General features: G+C 65.2%; 15 protein-coding genes. 4 read left to right on the forward strand and 11 right to left on the reverse strand.

The window, feature by feature from the left end; translation table 11 throughout:
* Window positions 1-19: 19 nt before the first annotated feature.
* Window positions 20-394 (forward strand): NUDIX hydrolase, encoded by a 375-nt coding sequence (locus tag AC1Z32_RS38645; RefSeq protein WP_483484118.1) that lies wholly within the window; start codon window positions 20-22, stop codon window positions 392-394.
* A 47-nt stretch (window positions 395-441) separates the two neighbouring features.
* Here AC1Z32_RS38645 and AC1Z32_RS38650 read toward each other — a convergent pair whose 3' ends face one another.
* The 3 genes from AC1Z32_RS38650 to AC1Z32_RS38660 all read right to left on the reverse strand — a co-directional run bounded on the left by AC1Z32_RS38650 (window position 442) and on the right by AC1Z32_RS38660 (window position 3,529).
* Entirely contained in the window at window positions 442-2,034 is a 1,593-nt protein-coding gene (locus AC1Z32_RS38650) for an MFS transporter (RefSeq protein WP_483484119.1), read from the reverse strand.
* A 56-nt stretch (window positions 2,035-2,090) separates the two neighbouring features.
* Window positions 2,091-2,459: a BON domain-containing protein gene (locus tag AC1Z32_RS38655; RefSeq protein ID WP_483484120.1), complete on the reverse strand. Its 369-nt coding sequence runs from the start codon at window positions 2,457-2,459 to the stop codon at window positions 2,091-2,093.
* Between the two features lie 134 nt (window positions 2,460-2,593).
* Complete coding sequence (locus AC1Z32_RS38660; RefSeq protein WP_483484121.1) at window positions 2,594-3,529, reverse strand: LysR family transcriptional regulator; 936 nt, start codon at window positions 3,527-3,529, stop codon at window positions 2,594-2,596.
* 119 nt (window positions 3,530-3,648) lie between these two features.
* On the opposite strand from AC1Z32_RS38660, the gene AC1Z32_RS38665 reads away from it, so the two are divergent.
* Window positions 3,649-4,506, forward strand: a complete 858-nt coding sequence (locus AC1Z32_RS38665) for an oxidoreductase (protein ID WP_483484122.1) — start codon at window positions 3,649-3,651, stop codon at window positions 4,504-4,506.
* On the opposite strand, the gene AC1Z32_RS38670 is transcribed toward AC1Z32_RS38665, so the two are convergent.
* The 5 genes from AC1Z32_RS38670 to AC1Z32_RS38690 all read right to left on the reverse strand — a co-directional run bounded on the left by AC1Z32_RS38670 (window position 4,497) and on the right by AC1Z32_RS38690 (window position 10,224).
* Window positions 4,497-5,669: an alpha-hydroxy acid oxidase gene (locus AC1Z32_RS38670; protein WP_483484123.1), complete on the reverse strand. Its 1,173-nt coding sequence runs from the start codon at window positions 5,667-5,669 to the stop codon at window positions 4,497-4,499. The two genes, AC1Z32_RS38665 and AC1Z32_RS38670, sit on opposite strands and share 10 nt — an antisense overlap.
* On the reverse strand, window positions 5,666-6,499 hold the full coding sequence (locus tag AC1Z32_RS38675; protein WP_483484124.1) for a Rossmann-like and DUF2520 domain-containing protein: 834 nt from the start codon (window positions 6,497-6,499) through the stop codon (window positions 5,666-5,668). Before AC1Z32_RS38675 ends, AC1Z32_RS38670 begins: the two co-directional genes overlap by 4 nt.
* 20 nt (window positions 6,500-6,519) lie before the next feature.
* A complete protein-coding gene (locus AC1Z32_RS38680; protein WP_483484125.1) occupies window positions 6,520-7,968 on the reverse strand; it encodes an aldehyde dehydrogenase family protein in 1,449 nt (482 codons plus the stop codon).
* A gap of 2 nt (window positions 7,969-7,970) precedes the next feature.
* Entirely contained in the window at window positions 7,971-9,074 is a 1,104-nt protein-coding gene (locus tag AC1Z32_RS38685; RefSeq protein ID WP_483484126.1) for a tartrate dehydrogenase, read from the reverse strand.
* Window positions 9,075-9,303: 229 nt separating this feature from the next.
* Window positions 9,304-10,224: a LysR family transcriptional regulator gene (locus AC1Z32_RS38690; protein ID WP_483484127.1), complete on the reverse strand. Its 921-nt coding sequence runs from the start codon at window positions 10,222-10,224 to the stop codon at window positions 9,304-9,306.
* Window positions 10,225-10,488: 264 nt separating this feature from the next.
* Here AC1Z32_RS38690 and AC1Z32_RS38695 point away from each other — a divergent pair, with 264 nt between their 5' ends.
* Both AC1Z32_RS38695 and AC1Z32_RS38700 read left to right on the forward strand, forming a co-directional pair.
* Window positions 10,489-11,817, forward strand: a complete 1,329-nt coding sequence (locus tag AC1Z32_RS38695) for an MFS transporter (protein ID WP_483484128.1) — start codon at window positions 10,489-10,491, stop codon at window positions 11,815-11,817.
* Window positions 11,818-11,857: 40 nt separating this feature from the next.
* Window positions 11,858-12,730, forward strand: coding sequence for an NAD(P)-dependent oxidoreductase (locus AC1Z32_RS38700; RefSeq protein ID WP_483484129.1), 873 nt, complete (start codon window positions 11,858-11,860; stop codon window positions 12,728-12,730).
* A gap of 65 nt (window positions 12,731-12,795) precedes the next feature.
* Here AC1Z32_RS38700 and ilvD read toward each other — a convergent pair whose 3' ends face one another.
* From ilvD to AC1Z32_RS38715, 3 genes are all read right to left on the reverse strand, one after another.
* Window positions 12,796-14,655 carry a dihydroxy-acid dehydratase gene (gene ilvD, locus AC1Z32_RS38705; RefSeq protein ID WP_483484130.1) on the reverse strand — a complete coding sequence of 620 codons (1,860 nt, stop codon included), beginning with the start codon at window positions 14,653-14,655 and terminating at the stop codon, window positions 12,796-12,798.
* A gap of 108 nt (window positions 14,656-14,763) precedes the next feature.
* Entirely contained in the window at window positions 14,764-15,396 is a 633-nt protein-coding gene (locus AC1Z32_RS38710) for a TetR/AcrR family transcriptional regulator (protein ID WP_483484131.1), read from the reverse strand.
* 2 nt (window positions 15,397-15,398) lie between these two features.
* Window positions 15,399-15,821, reverse strand: a complete 423-nt coding sequence (locus tag AC1Z32_RS38715) for a nuclear transport factor 2 family protein (RefSeq protein WP_483484132.1) — start codon at window positions 15,819-15,821, stop codon at window positions 15,399-15,401.
* Window positions 15,822-16,026: the final 205 nt, after the last annotated feature.

The following is a 16,026-nucleotide window of genomic DNA, read 5'->3' on the forward strand; positions in this document are numbered from 1 at the left end:
GACGATATTCGGAGCCAGCGTGAGGAAACGCGCCACTGTCATCTGCCGGCGAGGCAACCACATCCTGCTGGTCGCACGACGCCGCACCAAATGGGCGCTGCCCGGCGGCATGCTCAAGCGCGGCGAACATCTGCCGGATGCCGCGCTGCGCGAGCTCAAGGAAGAAACGCGTCTCTCGGGCAAGTCGGCGAAGTTTCTGTTTCACCATCGCGGAAGGCAGAAGCATCACCACGTCTTCTTCTGCGATGTGCCAAAGAGCGCGAAGCCGCGCGCGAGCAATGAAATCTCCCGATGCCGCTGGGTCCACGTCTCGGATGTCTCGCGGCTCGCCACCAGTTCACCCACCAAGGTGATCGTCAAAGCGCTCGGCGGCGCAAATCGCGGCAAGCGCTGACGTGCTGACGCGCTGACCCCCGGGCACGTTCGACCGGCGTTGCGGCATCAAGCGCGTTGCTGGTTCGCATCGCCATACACCACCCGCACCGCCGGCACGAACCACGCGAGACACAAGCCGACGAACGCCGCCAGCGCGGCGACCACGAGCCCGATATGAATCGAGTCGACGAGCGCCATGCGCGCCGAATGCATCATCGCGTCGCCCGGCTGGCCGGCCGCGACGAGGCGCTCGATCAACGCTGACTGTTCCGCACGATCGATCAGCAGATCCGGGCTCGCGAACGATTTGAGCCATTGCGTGGCCTGATACGAATCGAGCGGACGGTGCACGCTTCGCGCATAGAGATGCCCGAGCAGCGCGCCCGTGATCGCGGTGCCCAGCATGCCGCCGAATATGCGCAACGATTGCAGCAACGCCGTGACCGCACCGAGTTGATCGCGCGCGACGATCTGCTGCGAGCAGATCGTGAGATTCGTCGCGACGAGCCCGAGGCCCAGTCCGCTCGCGCCCATGCACGCCATCCAGACGGCATGCGGCTCGTGGCCTTTCAGCGATACGAGCGCGAGACAGCCGGCCGCGGAGAGCGCGAAGCCGGCATACAGCAGCACGTTCGCGCGCCGGATGCGCGTGACGATGCGGTTGTTGAGCATGCTGCCGACCGACGTGCCGAGCAGGAGCGGCGTGATCAGCATGCCCGAATCGTGCGGCGACATGCCATAGCCGCCCTGAAACAGCAGCGGAATGTAGAACGCCATCGAGAAGAGCGCGAAGCCGCCCAGCACCGAAATCGCAAACAGCGCGGCGAGCCTGCGGTCGAGCAGCACGTCGATGGGCACGACGGGATAGCCCATGCGCTTTTCCCAGAAGTACAGCGTCGCGCCGAACACGATCGTGATCAGCGAGAGCACGATCGTCGTGCCGCTCAAGCCTTCCTTCGGCAGCACCTCGATCAACAGTTGCAGCGCGCCCAGCGTCACCGCGACGACACACGCGCCGAGCCAGTCGAGTTGAATCCGCTCGCGCCCTTTCAGGCGATGCAGGTTCGGCACGAACATCTGCACGAACATCAGCGACACGATGCCGATAGGCACGTTGACGAAGAACACGAGCCGCCAGCCGCGCATCTGCGTGAGCATGCCGCCGAGCGTCGGGCCGATCACGTTGGCCACGCCGAATGTCGACGTGACGAGCACGAGCCAGCGCAGGCGTAGTTTCGGATCGGGAAAGAGATCGGCGACGGTCGCGAACACCGTGCCGAGCAGAATGCCGCCGCCGATGCCCTGCAAACCGCGTGCGATCACGAGAAACAGCATGCTGTTCGCGAGCCCGCACAATACAGAAGCCGATGTGAATAACGCGACGGCGGCGAGCAGAAACGGCTTGCGCCCATACAGGTCGCCCAGCCGCCCGAAGATCGGAATCGTGATGACCGATGCGAGCATGTACGAAGTCGCGACCCATGCGTACAGTTCGAAGCCCTTCAGCTCCGCGACGATGCGCGGCATCGCCGTGCCCACGATCGTCTGGTCGAGCGCGACCAGCATCGTGACGAAGACGATGCCGAGCATCGCGAGCAGCGATTCGCGAAACGGCAGACGTTGCCGTTCCGGATCGTGAACGTCGACGAACGAACTCATGGCGTGCTCCCGCCGCGTGCGCGAGCACGCACTGTCGCCGCGTGGCGGCGTGTGCGTTACTGCCCGCCTTCCTGAATCGTCAGTGAATTCTTGACGGATGTGACGCCGCTCACGCCCTTCGCGATCGAGGCGGCCTTGTCGATCTGCGATGCGTCGGCGGCGCGCCCGGCGAGCGTGATGGCGCCGTTCTTGGCGATCACGTTCATGCCCCTCGTGTCGACGCCGCCCTTCTGCAGCGCCTGGGACACTTGCTTGCTGAGCGCCCGGTTGGCCTTGCGGGCGGCTGATTTCGAGCTTCCGGTGCTCGCCGACGGCGCGCTGGCGCCGGCCGTGGCCGCCGCATCGCTGCTCTGCGGCCACACGTTGACGGAAAACACAACCGCCGACGCGGCGGCTGCGAGCTTGAGCGCATTGATCGTTTTCATTGCGTGGCTCCAGGGTGACTTGAACGTCATAGAGGCACGATGAATTCTAGTCGTCGATGCGCCACATCCAAGGGATAGTTTTGAATCGTCAGGAGAACCAAGCCGGTTCAAACGATCCGCGCGCCATTCGCCCTTCACTTCGCCAGCGCGCGCAATTCGGAAGCGGACAGGAAAAAGTCACCGTTATCCGCGAGCTTTGCGACCATGAAGTCGATGAACGTTCGCACGCGAAGCGGCTGCTCGGTCCGATGCCGGTAGTAGATATAGATCGATTCGCGTTGCGTCATATGCCGCGTGAGCAGCGGCACGAGCCGTCCCTCGCGGATATGCGTGACCGCCGAGAAGCTTCCCAGCTGACCGATCGCGAGGCCGGCGAGCACCGCGTCCACTTCCGCGTCGATATCGTTCGCGCAGAGCGTCGCCCCGATCTCGCGATACACGATTTCATCGCCGATCATGAATTCCCACGGCGCCTGCTTGCCGGTGTTCGCGCGCCGGTAGCCGGTGCAACGGTGCGAGGAAAGATCCTCGACGGTTCGCGGCGTGCCGTGCCGCCCGATATACGCGGGCGACGCGCACACGATCAGCTGAATCGGCACGAGGCGCCGCGCGATCGCGCCGCCGGCGGGCGGCGATCCGCCACGCAATCCGACATCGGCGCGCTCCGCCACGAGATCGGTGAAATGGTCGTCGAAGCGCACGTCGAGCTGGACATCGGGATACAGCGCGGCGAATTCGAGCACCGAAGGCCACAGCGCGCGCCCGAGCGCTTTCGGCGCGCTGACACGCAAAGGCCCGGCGATGTGCTCCTTCGCGCTGCGCGCATCCGCCATTGCCGACGAAAGCATCGCGAGCGCCGGCTCGACGTTTTGCAAAAGCCGCTGGCCTTCCTCGGTCAGGGACAGCTTGCGCGTCGTGCGATGAAAAAGGCGCACGCCGAGCGACTTTTCGAGTTGCATGACTGCGTGACTCGCGGCTTGCGGCGAAATCCCCTGATCAATGGCCGCACGCCGCAGATTGCCGAGCGTGGCGGCGCGCACGAAGATCGAAATCGCGCGTACCTCGTTCATGAACGCCTCGATTAGCAAATATTAGTTGATTATTAGTCTAGCGTTCGACGGCTAGTTCGTGCGAATCGGGCGGCCTATGCTTCGTTTCACCTTCACCACCGAAACGAACGGAGCACATCATGAGCAACGTCAGCCAACAGCAATTCAAGCGCGTCTGGTTCATTACCGGCGCATCGCGCGGCCTCGGCGCGCTGATCGCCCGCGCGGCGCTCGACGACGGCAACGCGGTCGTCGCCGCGGGCCGCAATGTCTCGGCGATCGTCGAGCGTCTCGGCGAATCGCCCGCGCTGCTGCCGGTCGCGCTCGACGTCACGAGCGAAGCCCAGGCCAAAGCGGCCGTCGAAGCCGCCGTCGCCAAGTTCGGCCGCATCGACGTGCTGGTCAACAACGCGGGCTTCGGTCTGCTCGCCGCCGTCGAAGAGTCCAGCGACGCCGACGTGCGCCGCATGTACGACACCAACGTCTTCGGGCTGCTCAACGTGACGCGCGCCGTGCTGCCGACGATGCGCAGGCAGCGCAGCGGGCATGTCGTGAACATGTCGTCGGTCGGAGGGTATCGCGCGGCGGCGGGCTTCGGCGTCTATAGCTCGACGAAATTCGCCGTCGAAGGTATCACCGAGGCGCTGCATGCCGAGCTGAAACCGCTCGGCATTCATGCGACCGTCGTGGAGCCGGGCTATTTCCGCACGGACTTTCTGGATGCGTCGTCGCTCGTGGTCGGCAAGGAGATCATCGACGATTACGATGCGACCTCGGGCAACGTGCGGCGCTTTGCTGTCACCATGAATCACAATCAGCCGGGCGATCCCGACAAGCTCGCGACCGCGCTCGTCGCGCTCGCCGATGCAGAAACGCCGCCGCTGCGCCTGCCGCTCGGCACCGACACGCTGAAGGCAATCGCGGAGAAGAACGCGTATGTCGCGGCGGAAACCGAAAGCTGGAAGACGTTGTCGGCGTCGACGGACTTTCAGTCCTGAGCGCGCGGCCAGGGCGCGGCGATCATATCGCCTGCGCGGATTGCATCGACGTTCGGCGTACCGCATAGCACCATCGCGCGTTGCGCCTCGTCGAGCAAGATATCGAGCGCGCGCAACGCGCCTTCGTCGCCGCCGACAGCCGCGCCGAACAGCGCAGGCCGCGCAATCGCCGCCGCCTGCGCGCCGAGCGCCACCGCCTTGACGATATCGACGCCGCGCCGCACGCCCGAATCGATGATGAGTTCCGTGCCCGTGCCGAGCGCGCGATGCACGGCATGCAGCGATTCGAGACTCGACTGCGCGCCGTCGAGCTGGCGGCCGCCGTGGTTGGAGACCCAGATCGCGTCGATGCCGAGCGAGGCGAGCCGCGCCGCATCCGCCGGATGCTGCACGCCCTTCACGACGATGCGCCGGCCCCATTGATCGCGAAGCCGCGCGAGATCGTCGAAGGAAAACGCGGCATCGAGCATCTTGCCCACCTTGTGCGCGATGGTGAGCCCCGCGCCATCGCCCGGATCGAGATCGCGCACGTTCTCGAACTGCGGCGAGCCGTTGCGCGCATAGCGCATCGCCCAGCCGGGATGACGCAGCGCATCGAGCATATGCGATGCGCGCGGCTTCAAAGGAATCGCAATGCCGTTGCGCAGATCGCGCTCGCGCTTGCCGCCGGCCGCGAGATCGACGGTGACGACGAGCGCCTCGAAGTCCGCGCCGCGCACGCGATCGATCAGCCTGCGCGTGAAGTCGCGATCCTTCAGCGTATAGAGCTGGAACCACAAACGGCCGTCGACATGGCGCGCGATGGTTTCGAGCGAAGTCGTGGACATCGTCGATTGCACGTACGGAATGCCGCGCGCCGCCGCGGCTTTGGCGATCGACAGATCCGCGCCGGGACGCGCGAACGTGCACGAGCCCATCGGCGCGATCAGCAGGGGCGCGCTGCTGCGCGTGCCCAACAGCGGCGTCGACAGATCAGGCGTGGAGACATCGTTGAGCACGCGCGGCACGAGTGCGACGCGCTCGAATGCCGTGCGATTCGCCGCGAGCGTGATCTCGTCTTCCGCGCCGCCGTCGATGAACTCGAACACGAAGCGCGGCAGCGTGCGGCGCGCGAGCTCGCGCAGATCGGCAATCGAGAGCGCGTTGTCGAGCGTGAGCGTCATGCCTCGCGGACTTTGCCGGTGAGCGCGAGACGCGTGGCGAGCGTCGATAGCGCGTCGTAGGCATCGCGCGAAACCGCGTCCCACTCGCCGATGGCCTTCGCCTGCGCTTCGACCACCGCGCGATCGCCACGCGCGGCGGGACCGGTCAACGCATCCTTCGGCCCGAGCGCGACCACATTGGCGGCCGCATTACGCGCGAGCGTATGCATCATGTCTTCGATGAGCGGCTGCGGTATGCCCGCCGCCTGCCACATCTCCACCGACATCGCCGCGAGTATCGGCAGGAAGTTCGACGCGACGACCGCCGCCGCGTGATAAAGCGCCTTGCTGCCCGGCTCGATATCGAAGCAGCGCGCGCCGATTGCCGCGAGAATCGCGCTCCATGCGGCACGCGCGGCGCTGTCGCCTTCGAGCCCGCAGGGCGTGCCTTCGAACTGGAACACGGCGGTGCCGGGATTCGCGAAGCTCAGCATGGGATGCGCGCTCGCGACGCTCCAGCCGATCGCGCGCAAGGGCTCGAGCGTGTCGGTATCGAGCGCGCCGCTGCAATGCACCGCGACCGATGGCGCGTCGCCCTTGCGATGTTCCGCGAGCGCTTGCGCCACGTCCGCGATCCGCATGTCGGGCACCGAGAGCAGCCAGATATCGGCGGGGCGCATCGCGGCGATATCGTCGAGCGCGCGGCCCGCGCCGATGAAATCGGCCGCTTCACGCGCGTGCGCGATATCGCTGTCGCATACATCGCCGATATCGAGCACGCGATTCGCGACGATCAGATTGCCGAGCGTCGCGCCCACACGCCCCGCGCCGATGATGTTGAGAGTCGCCATGATGTGAGACCGCGTGGCGCTCAGCCGTGCCTGATCGCGATGGTCTTCAGGCTCGTGAAGCCGTACAGCGCCTCGAAGCCTTTCTCGCGTCCGTGGCCGCTCGCCTTCACGCCGCCGAACGGCAGCTCGACGCCGCCGCCCGCGCCGTAGTTGTTCACGAAGACCTGACCGGCCTGCAGCTTGCGCGCGAGACGCAAACCGCGCGAACCGTCGCGCGTCCACACGCCCGCGACGAGACCATAGTTCGTGCCGTTGGCGAGCTTCACCGCTTCGGCTTCGTCATCGAAGGGCATCACCGCGAGCACCGGGCCGAAGACTTCTTCCTGTGCGAGGCTGCTTTGCGGCGGCACGTCGCGGAACAGCACGGCTTCCTGGAAGTACCCGTTGCGCGATGCCTCGACCGCGATCTTGCCGCGCGCCGCGACGCGAATGCCTTGCGCTTCCGCCTCTTCGACCATGGCGCGCACGCGTGCCTGCTGCTTCTTGTTGACGAGCGGGCCCATGTCGAGATCCATCGACGAAGGACCGGTGCGAAGCGCCTCGAAGCGTTGCGACAGACGCTCGATCACCGTCTCGTAGATGCCGCGCTGAACCAGCAGGCGGCTGCCCGCCGAACACGTCTGTCCGGCGTTCTGGATGATGGCGTTGAGGATGACGGGCAGCGCTTCGTCGAGATCGGCGTCGTCGAACACGAGTTGCGGCGACTTGCCGCCGAGTTCGAGCACGCTCGGGCAATGACGCTCCGCCGCCGTGCGTGCGACCAGCGCGCCCGTCGCCGTCGATCCGGTGAACGAGATATGGCCGATACCTTCGTTCGCGGAAAGCGCCGCCCCCGCCTCGCTGCCGAGACCGGTGACGACATTGATCGCGCCCGCCGGAAAGCCGATGTCCGCCGCGATTTCAGCGAGACGCAGGATCGACAGGCTCGCGTCCTCCGCGGGCTTCACGACGCACGCGTTGCCCGCCGCGAGCGACGCGCCGACGCTGCGGCCATAAATCTGCATCGGGTAATTCCACGGAATGATGTGCCCCGTCACGCCGATCGGCTCGCGCACCGTCAGCACCGTGAAGCCGGTCGTATAGGGCAGCGTCTCGCCGTGCAGCTTGTCGACGCAGCCCGCGTAGTACTGCAGGTAGCGCGCGAGCACGGCGGCATCGGTGCGCGCGGTCTTGAGCGCCTTGCCGGTGTCGCGTGCTTCGAGTTGCGCGAGCTCGTCGGCGTTTTCGAGCACGGCCTTCGCATAGGCAAACAGCAGATTCGAGCGCTCGACCGGCGAGAGCTTCGCCCACGGGCCGTCGAGCGCCTCGCCCATCGCGTGGCGCGCGGCGGCGACGGCCGCGTCGATATCGGCGGCCGTGCCGCGCGCGATCGCCGCGAACGGCTCGCCCGTGCTCGGATCGATGACATCGAGCGATTCGCCGTTATCGCCCGCTTTCCAGGCGTTGCCGATGAAGTGACGATATTCCATGCTTACTCCGTGATCAGTGCGTGTTCCGTGACGGCTTCGGCGATCGCCGTGCCAACTTCGATGGTGTTCGCCGTGCCGCCCATGTCCGGCGTGCGCGGGCCGCTGTCGAGAACGGTTTCGATGGCCGAGACGATCGTCTTCGCCGCCGCTTCGTAGCGCGCTTCGCCACGGCCGAGATGCTGGAGCATCAGCGCCGCCGACCAGATCTGCCCGATCGGATTCGCGATGCCCTTGCCCGCGATATCCGGCGCCGAGCCGTGCACCGGCTCGAAGAGCGACGGAAAGCGCCGCTCGGGATTCAGGTTCGCCGAAGGCGCGATGCCGATGGTGCCCGTGCAGGCCGGCCCGAGGTCCGAAAGAATGTCGCCGAAGAGATTGGATGCGACGACCACATCGAAACGGTCCGGATGCTGCACGAAATGCGCGCACAGAATGTCGATGTGGAACTTGTTCGTCGCGATTTCCGGATAGCGCTTCGCCGCTTCGGCGAGCCGTTCGTCCCAGTAGGGCATCGTGATCGAGATGCCGTTCGACTTGGTCGCGGCGGTGAGCTGCTTCTTCGGGCGGCTTTGCGCGAGCTGGAACGCGAAGTCGAGAATGCGGTCGACGCCCGTGCGCGTGAACACCGACTGCTGCGTCGCGAACTCGCGCTCGGTCCCTTCGAACATGCGTCCGCCGACCGATGAATACTCGCCCTCGGTGTTCTCGCGCACGACCAGAAAGTCGATATCGCCGGGCTTGCGGTTCGCGAGCGGCGAAGGCACGCCGGGCATCAGCCGCACCGGGCGCAGGTTCACGTATTGATCGAACTCGCGGCGAATCTTGATGATCGATTCCCACACGGCCGTGTGATCCGGCACGACGTCGGGCGTGCCGACCGCGCCGAAGAAGATCGCATCGTGCCGGCCGATCTGTTTATCCCAGTCGGCGGGCATCATCGTGCCGTGCTGCACGTAATGCTCCGTGCACCACGACGCGAATTCGTCGAAGTCGAGCGCGATGTCGTAGCGCGTGGCGGCGGCCTTCAGCACGCGCAAGCCTTCGACCATGACTTCCTTGCCGATGCCGTCGCCCGGAATGACGGCGATGTGATGCGTTGTTGCCATTGCGCTATGCCTCCTTGAGTTCGACACGGGAATGCCCCGCGAAAGCGCGAGAGGAGGCATAGCGCGCAGCGTATGCGCGGCGTGGCTTGCTTGTCTCCTTCGTCTCTTTCGCCATTCGGAACGCGCGTGCGCCCGGGCATCGGACTATTCAGAGGGGAAATCTAGCGGACGCCTTCGCGCGAAGGAAGTGCGAATCCGGGAACGGGAGTCTTCGAATATCCGCAAGGGCTCAGCCGTGCGAGCGTTCGCCGCCCGGCGCGACGAGCGATGCGGGCGCGAGGCCGCTCAGGTAGTCGAAGAGCTTGCGCGCGGGCAGAGGCGCCGCGCCGACGCGAATTCCCACCGACATCACGCGCTCGGCCCACGGATTCGTCAGGCGGATGAAGCGCAGATGCATCGGCTCGCGAAAGAGCCGCACCGCGCCCTCCGGCAGCACGCCGATGCCCTGCCCCGCCGCGATCAGCCGGCACATGCCCTCGAAGCTTTGCACCTGCACGCGAAAGCGGATCGTGCGGCCCGCGAGCGCGGCTTCCTTGACGAGCATGCGCGTGACCTCGGCTTTATCGTCGAGGCCGACGATATCGTGTTCGAGCAGCGCCGCGAAGTCGATCTGCTCGCCCTGCAGCACATGGTCCTCCGGCACGACGACGCTGATGCGGTCCGTGCAATACGGCGCGAGGCGAATGCCTTCCATGCCGGACTGCGACGTCACCACGCCGACATCCGCGCGCCCCTCGCGCAACGCCTGAAGAATGTCCATGCTGCGCAGTTCGCTGATATGCAGCTTGATGTCCCGATACCGCTGCGAGAACGCGCGCAGATGGTCCGGCAAGTCCTGGCTGATCGCGGAGATATTGGCGAACACGCGCACGCGGCCGACCGAGCCTTTCGTGTAATCGGAGAGCTCGCTATAGATCGCGTCGGTCTTGAGCAGCAGTTCGGTGGCGTGGCGCGCGAGCGCTTCGCCCGCGGGCGTGGGCTCGACGCCCGCGGATGTCCGGTTCAAAAGCCCCACGCGAAAGTGATGTTCGAGCAGCGCGATGCGCCGGCTCGCCGTCGACAGCGACATATGAGATTGCTGCGCCGCCTTGGACAGGCTGCCCATTTCGACTGCGCGCAGAAAGAGAGCCAGCGACGTGAGATCGAACAAAACCCGGTGCTCCGTGAGAGATCATGCCGCGCAGTATGGCATTGGCTTCGTCTCGCTGCGTCGTGGCCGGATACAGGAAAACCCTAGTCGGTGCGCGCGCCGCGCCGCGAAGCGCGTGTTCGAAGTATTCGAAAGCCCGCTTCACGCATTTCGCATATCTCCCGCGCTCAGCAGCCGCTACATTTCATCTGTCCCGCCGCGTCCGCCGTTCCACGAATCCGGCTGACGCAGGACGGGGCTCAAAAAACAGACATGGAGACAGACGTGGAAATCGATGCGACCAGCATGGCCGGAGGCGCGGCATCGTCCGCCCCGGCACACGACGCGGCCACGGCGGACCGGATCTTCCGCCGCCTTGCGCTGCACATCCTGCCAATCCTGATGTTCGCGTACATCACGTCCTACATCGATCGCGTGAACGTGAGCTTCGCCAAGCTGCAGATGGCGCAACAGCTCGGCTTCTCCGATGCGGTGTTCGGCTTCGGCGCGGGCATCTTCTTTCTCGGCTACGTGATTTTCGAAGTGCCGAGCAACATGATCCTGCAACGCGTCGGCGCGCGCAGATGGATCACGCGCATCATTCTGTCGTGGGGCATCGTGTCGGGTTTGACGGCCTTCGTCTCCACGCCGATGCAGTTCTACGTGATGCGCTGCCTGCTCGGCGTCGCGGAGGCGGGCTTCATTCCGGCGATCGTCTTCTATATCGGGCGGTCGTTTCCGCGCGACCGGCGCGCACGCATCCTCAGCATGTTCTATGCGGCGCTCGCGCTCGCGGGCCTCATCGGCTCGCCGTTGACGGGCTTCATCATGCAGTACTTCGACGGCCTGATGCAGTTGCCCGGCTGGAAGTGGATCTTCATCGTGGAAGCATTGCCCGCGTTTCTCGCGGCCGTCTACACGTGGAAAGGACTCGACGACGACGTCACGCAAAGCCCGCGTTACAGCGAGGCCGATCGCGCGTTCCTCGCACGCGTGCTGGCCGACGATCGCGCGGTGACGGCCGAATCGAATCACAAGGGCCTGCTCTCGAGCGGGCTCGTGTGGGCGTTCTGCCTGATCTATTTTCTCGACGTGTTCGCCATCTACGGCTACACGTTCTGGGCCCCGACGATGATCAAGTCGATGGGCATCAGCGGCGACTTCGCGATCGGCGCGCTCGCGGCATTGCCCAACGCGGTCGCGGTCGTCGTGATGGTGATGTTCGGCCGCAGCGCGGACAAGCGCGGCGAGCGGCGCATGCACGTCGCGGCGCTGTTGCTGATGGGCGCGGTGGGCTTGTCGCTCTCCGTGCTCTGGCATGACAATCTGTGGCTCGGCATGTTCGCGCTGTGCATCGCGAATGCGGGCCTGCTGTCGTTTCCGCCGCTCTTCTGGAGCATGCCCACGGCCGTGCTCGGGCAGGCCGCGGCGGCGGTCGGCATTGCATGGATCAGCGCGTTCGGCAATCTCGGCGGCTTCTTCGGCCCGTATGCGGTCGGCTTCCTGAAGCAGGCCTCCGGCGGCATGACGCTGCCGATCCTCTCGATGGTCGGCTGTCTCGTGCTCGGCATCGTCCTGACGATGCTGCTGCCCAGGCGCCTCGTGAACCGTTGAGCCTTTTTTAACTGAACCCGACAACACGAAGAGACACAGCATGAAGCAGCGAATCGGCATGATCGGTATCGGCCTGATGGGGCATGGCATTGCGCGCAACGTGATGAAGCACGGCTATCCGCTGACGGTGGTCGAGCATCCCGGCAATCAGCCGCTCGACGAACTGCGCGCGGGCGGCGTGAAGACCGTCGCGAACGGCGAAGCGCTCGCGCGCGAGTCGGACATCGTCATTCTGTGCGTGACGGGCTCGCCCGAAGTCGAGGCCGTTTTGACCGCGCCCGATGGCGTGCTCGCGGGATTGCGGCCAGGAACGATCGTCATCGACTGCTCGACGGCCGTGCCCGCATCGACGGTGCGCATGGCCGGGCTCGTCAAGGAAGCGGGCGGCCTCTTCGTCGATGCGCCGATGACGCGCACCGCGAAGGAAGCGCACGAAGGACGTCTGAATCTGCTGGTCGGCGCTTCAGCCGAACTGTTCGCGCGCATCGAGCCGCTGTTGCGCACGTACGCCGAGAACGTCACGCTCGTGGGCGGTCTCGGCGCGGGGCATAGCATGAAGCTGCTGCACAACTTCGTGTCGCTGGGAACGATCGCGCTGATCTCCGAAGCGGCGGCCTGCGCGAAGCGCGCGGGCGTCGATGCGCAGACTTTCGTCGACGTGCTCGCGAAAGGCGGTGGCGGCGGCGCGGCGCTGGAACGGCTGCGTCCATCGCTCGTGGATGGCGATCCGACGGGCATGCCTTTTCACATGTCCAACGCGCTCAAGGACCTCGGCTATTACGTGACGATGGCCGGCGACACCGGCGCGGTCGATGCTATCGCGTCCGCCGTGAAGTCGACGTTCGCGGGCGCGGTCGAGGACGGCGGCGCGCATCGCACGTTGCTGGAGTTGCCGAATCTGCTGGGCGATTGATCGCTATATAGAACGAAAAAAGCCGCTCCGGAGAGCGGCTTTTTCTATTTGCGGCTGACGCGGACTTAATCGTCCAGCAACGACAGGTCGCGCACCGCGCCCTTGTCCGCCGACATCACAAGCTTCGCATACGCCTTCAGCGCCGCCGACACCTTGCGCGGACGCTGCTTCGCGGGCTTCCAGCCCTTTGCGTTCTGCTCTTCGCGACGGCGCGCGAGTTCCTCGTCGGACAGCAGCACGTCGATCGTGCGATTCGGAATGTCGATGCGGATCTTGTCGCCGTCGCGCACGAGACCGATCGCGCCACCCGCCGCCGCTTCGGGCGAGCAGTGACCGATCGACAGGCCCGACGTACCGCCCGAAAAGCGTCCATCGGTCAGCAGCGCGCATGTCTTGCCCAGGCCTTTCGACTTGATATAGCTCGTCGGGTAAAGCATTTCCTGCATGCCGGGACCGCCCTTCGGGCCTTCGTATCGAACGATCACGACATCGCCCGCCTTGACCTTGTCGTTGAGGATGTTCTCGACCGCTTCATCCTGCGACTCGGTGACGTGCGCCGTGCCTTCGAACACGAGAATGCTTTCATCGACGCCAGCCGTCTTCACGACGCAGCCATCCAGCGCGATATTGCCCGTGAGCACCGCGAGGCCGCCTTCCTTCGAGAACGCATGCTCGTAGGAGCGGATGCAGCCTTCGGCGCGATCCGTGTCGAGACTCGGCCAGCGCGTGTTCTGGCTGAACGCAACTTGCGTCGGCACGCCCGCCGGGCCGGCCATGTAGAAGGTCCTGACCGCTTCGTCGTCGGTGAGCTTGACGCCCCACTGCGCGAGCGCGTCCTTCAGGGTCGGCGCGTGCACGGTCGGCACGTCGGTATGCAGCTTGCCCGCGCGATCCAGCTCGCCGAGGATCGCCATGATGCCGCCCGCGCGATGCACGTCCTCGATGTGATACTTGTTCGTGTTCGGCGCGACCTTGCACAATTGCGGCACGGTGCGCGAGAGGCGGTCGATGTCCGCCATCGTGAAGTCGATCTCGGCTTCGCGCGCGATCGCGAGCAGGTGCAGGATCGTGTTGGTCGAGCCGCCCATCGCGATATCGAGCGTCATCGCGTTTTCGAAGGCCTTGAATCCGACCGAACGCGGCAGCACGCGCGCCTCTTCCTGCTCGTAATAACGGCGCGCCAGCTCGACGATGCCGCGGCCCGCGCGCTTGAAGAGCTGTTCGCGGTCCGCGTGCGTCGCGACCACGGTGCCGTTGCCCGGCAGCGAAAGACCGAGCGCTTCGGTGAGGCAGTTCATCGAGTTGGCCGTGAACATGCCCGAGCACGAGCCGCATGTCGGGCATGCGGAGCGTTCGACTTCGGCGACATCGGCGTCGGAGTACGACTGGTCGGCGGCGATCACCATGGCATCGACGAGATCGAGCTTCTTCAGCTCGATGGCCTTGGTCTTCGGATTCGCGAGACGCGTCTTGCCCGCTTCCATCGGGCCGCCGGAGACGAAGATCACGGGGATGTTCAGGCGCATCGCGGCCATCAGCATGCCGGGGGTGATCTTGTCGCAGTTCGAGATGCAGACCATGGCGTCGGCGCAGTGCGCGTTGACCATGTATTCGACCGAATCCGCAATGATCTCGCGGCTCGGCAGCGAGTACAGCATGCCGTCGTGACCCATCGCGATGCCGTCATCGACCGCGATCGTGTTGAACTCCTTCGCCACGCCGCCGGCGGCCTCGATCTCGCGCGCGACCAGTTGGCCGAGGTCTTTCAGGTGGACGTGACCCGGCACGAACTGGGTGAACGAATTGACGACGGCGATGATCGGCTTCGAGAAGTCTTCGTCTTTCATGCCGGTGGCGCGCCAGAGCGAGCGCGCCCCCGCCATGTTGCGGCCGGCGGTGGAAGTTTTGGAACGGTAAGTGGGCATCGTGGTTGCTGTTGAAGTATCGCGGGATGGAAGCGGGCCACGAGGGATAACGGGCCTTGCGCGCCGATGTCGGCGACCTCTTGAGTCGAGGCGGCGCGAATTTTCAGATTATCCCATACCTGTTTCGTCCATTCCGCTTCGCCGCGCCGCATCCACCAGCGCCCGAATCGCCCAACGCTTTACCTTGCGCGCGCGTGCATCGTCGATCTGCAGCACGTCCTTGCAGACGACCATCGCCTCCGTGCCGATGACGAGCGCGAGCGCCTGAGTCAGCGTCTCCAGCGTGGCGGGCCTGAACTGATCGCGCGCCGGTTCGAGCGCCGCTTCGATCAGCGGCGTGCGCCGGTTCTGGCGCAGCGGCACTTCGTCTCCCGATTCACCCTTCGCCGCGCGTTCCAGAGAATGCGCGAGCATCATCCGTAGCGGCGCCTCGTTGGCGAGAATCATGTCGTGAAGCGCGGCGTCGACACGCAGCAAACGAGCGGCCGGATCATCCGATGCGCGCGCGGAAAAGAGCTTGCGCGCATCCGGCGTATCGACATCGAGCGATGCTTCCATCAAGAGCGCATCGATGCTCGGAAAGTGGCGATACGCCGTCGCGCGCGACACCATCGCTTCGGCAGCCACTTCTTCGAGACCGGGCTTCCGCCCCTGCTTCATGAGCCGCGAAGCGGCCTGCAGCAGATCCTTTCGCGTGCGCTGCTTCTGATTCCCGCGCGCTCTCGTTACTGAATCGGCCATGGTCAAGCCTGCGGCAATTGCCCGATGATCGCCGCAAGATCGACCCACACGTTCTCGCGCCGGATCTGCCCGCTCTCGCTGAACTCGACCACATGCAGCATGCGAAATTCCAGCGGACGTCCACGGCCTTCGAGCCCGAACGGCCTGCCCGGCGCCTTGCCGCGCCACATCGATTCGTCGATGACGAAGCTATCGCCATAAAGACGGCGCAGACACTCGACCCGGCTTTCCGACAAATCCGCGAACAACGCTTCATAGAACGGACGTGCGTGCTCGCGCCCGTGCGCCGGGCCTGCGGGCCAGCCGACGACATCGTGCTCCACATCGTCTGTCAGCGTGGCGAGAACGCCTTCGACATCGTCGCGTCGCTCGAAGCCGAAATGCTCGTCGATCTTCCGATCCATCTCCACAGGGGTCAGCGTCATGATTGCCTCCTTGCGCGAATCGCGTTCGTCATGCTTGCCGATTCATTCTAGTGAGACGACAGTCTCATTACAAGATCGAAATATCGGTCTATGGAGGCGATCGTTCGCTATGCAATCACTTCAATTCGAGAAGCAGCCATGGGACAAAAAAAATGGCGCAGCCCCTTTCGAGGCCGCGCCATTACATCGTTTCGATCCGGATATC

It is taken from the genome of Caballeronia sp. 11_S32, from assembly GCF_056930355.1.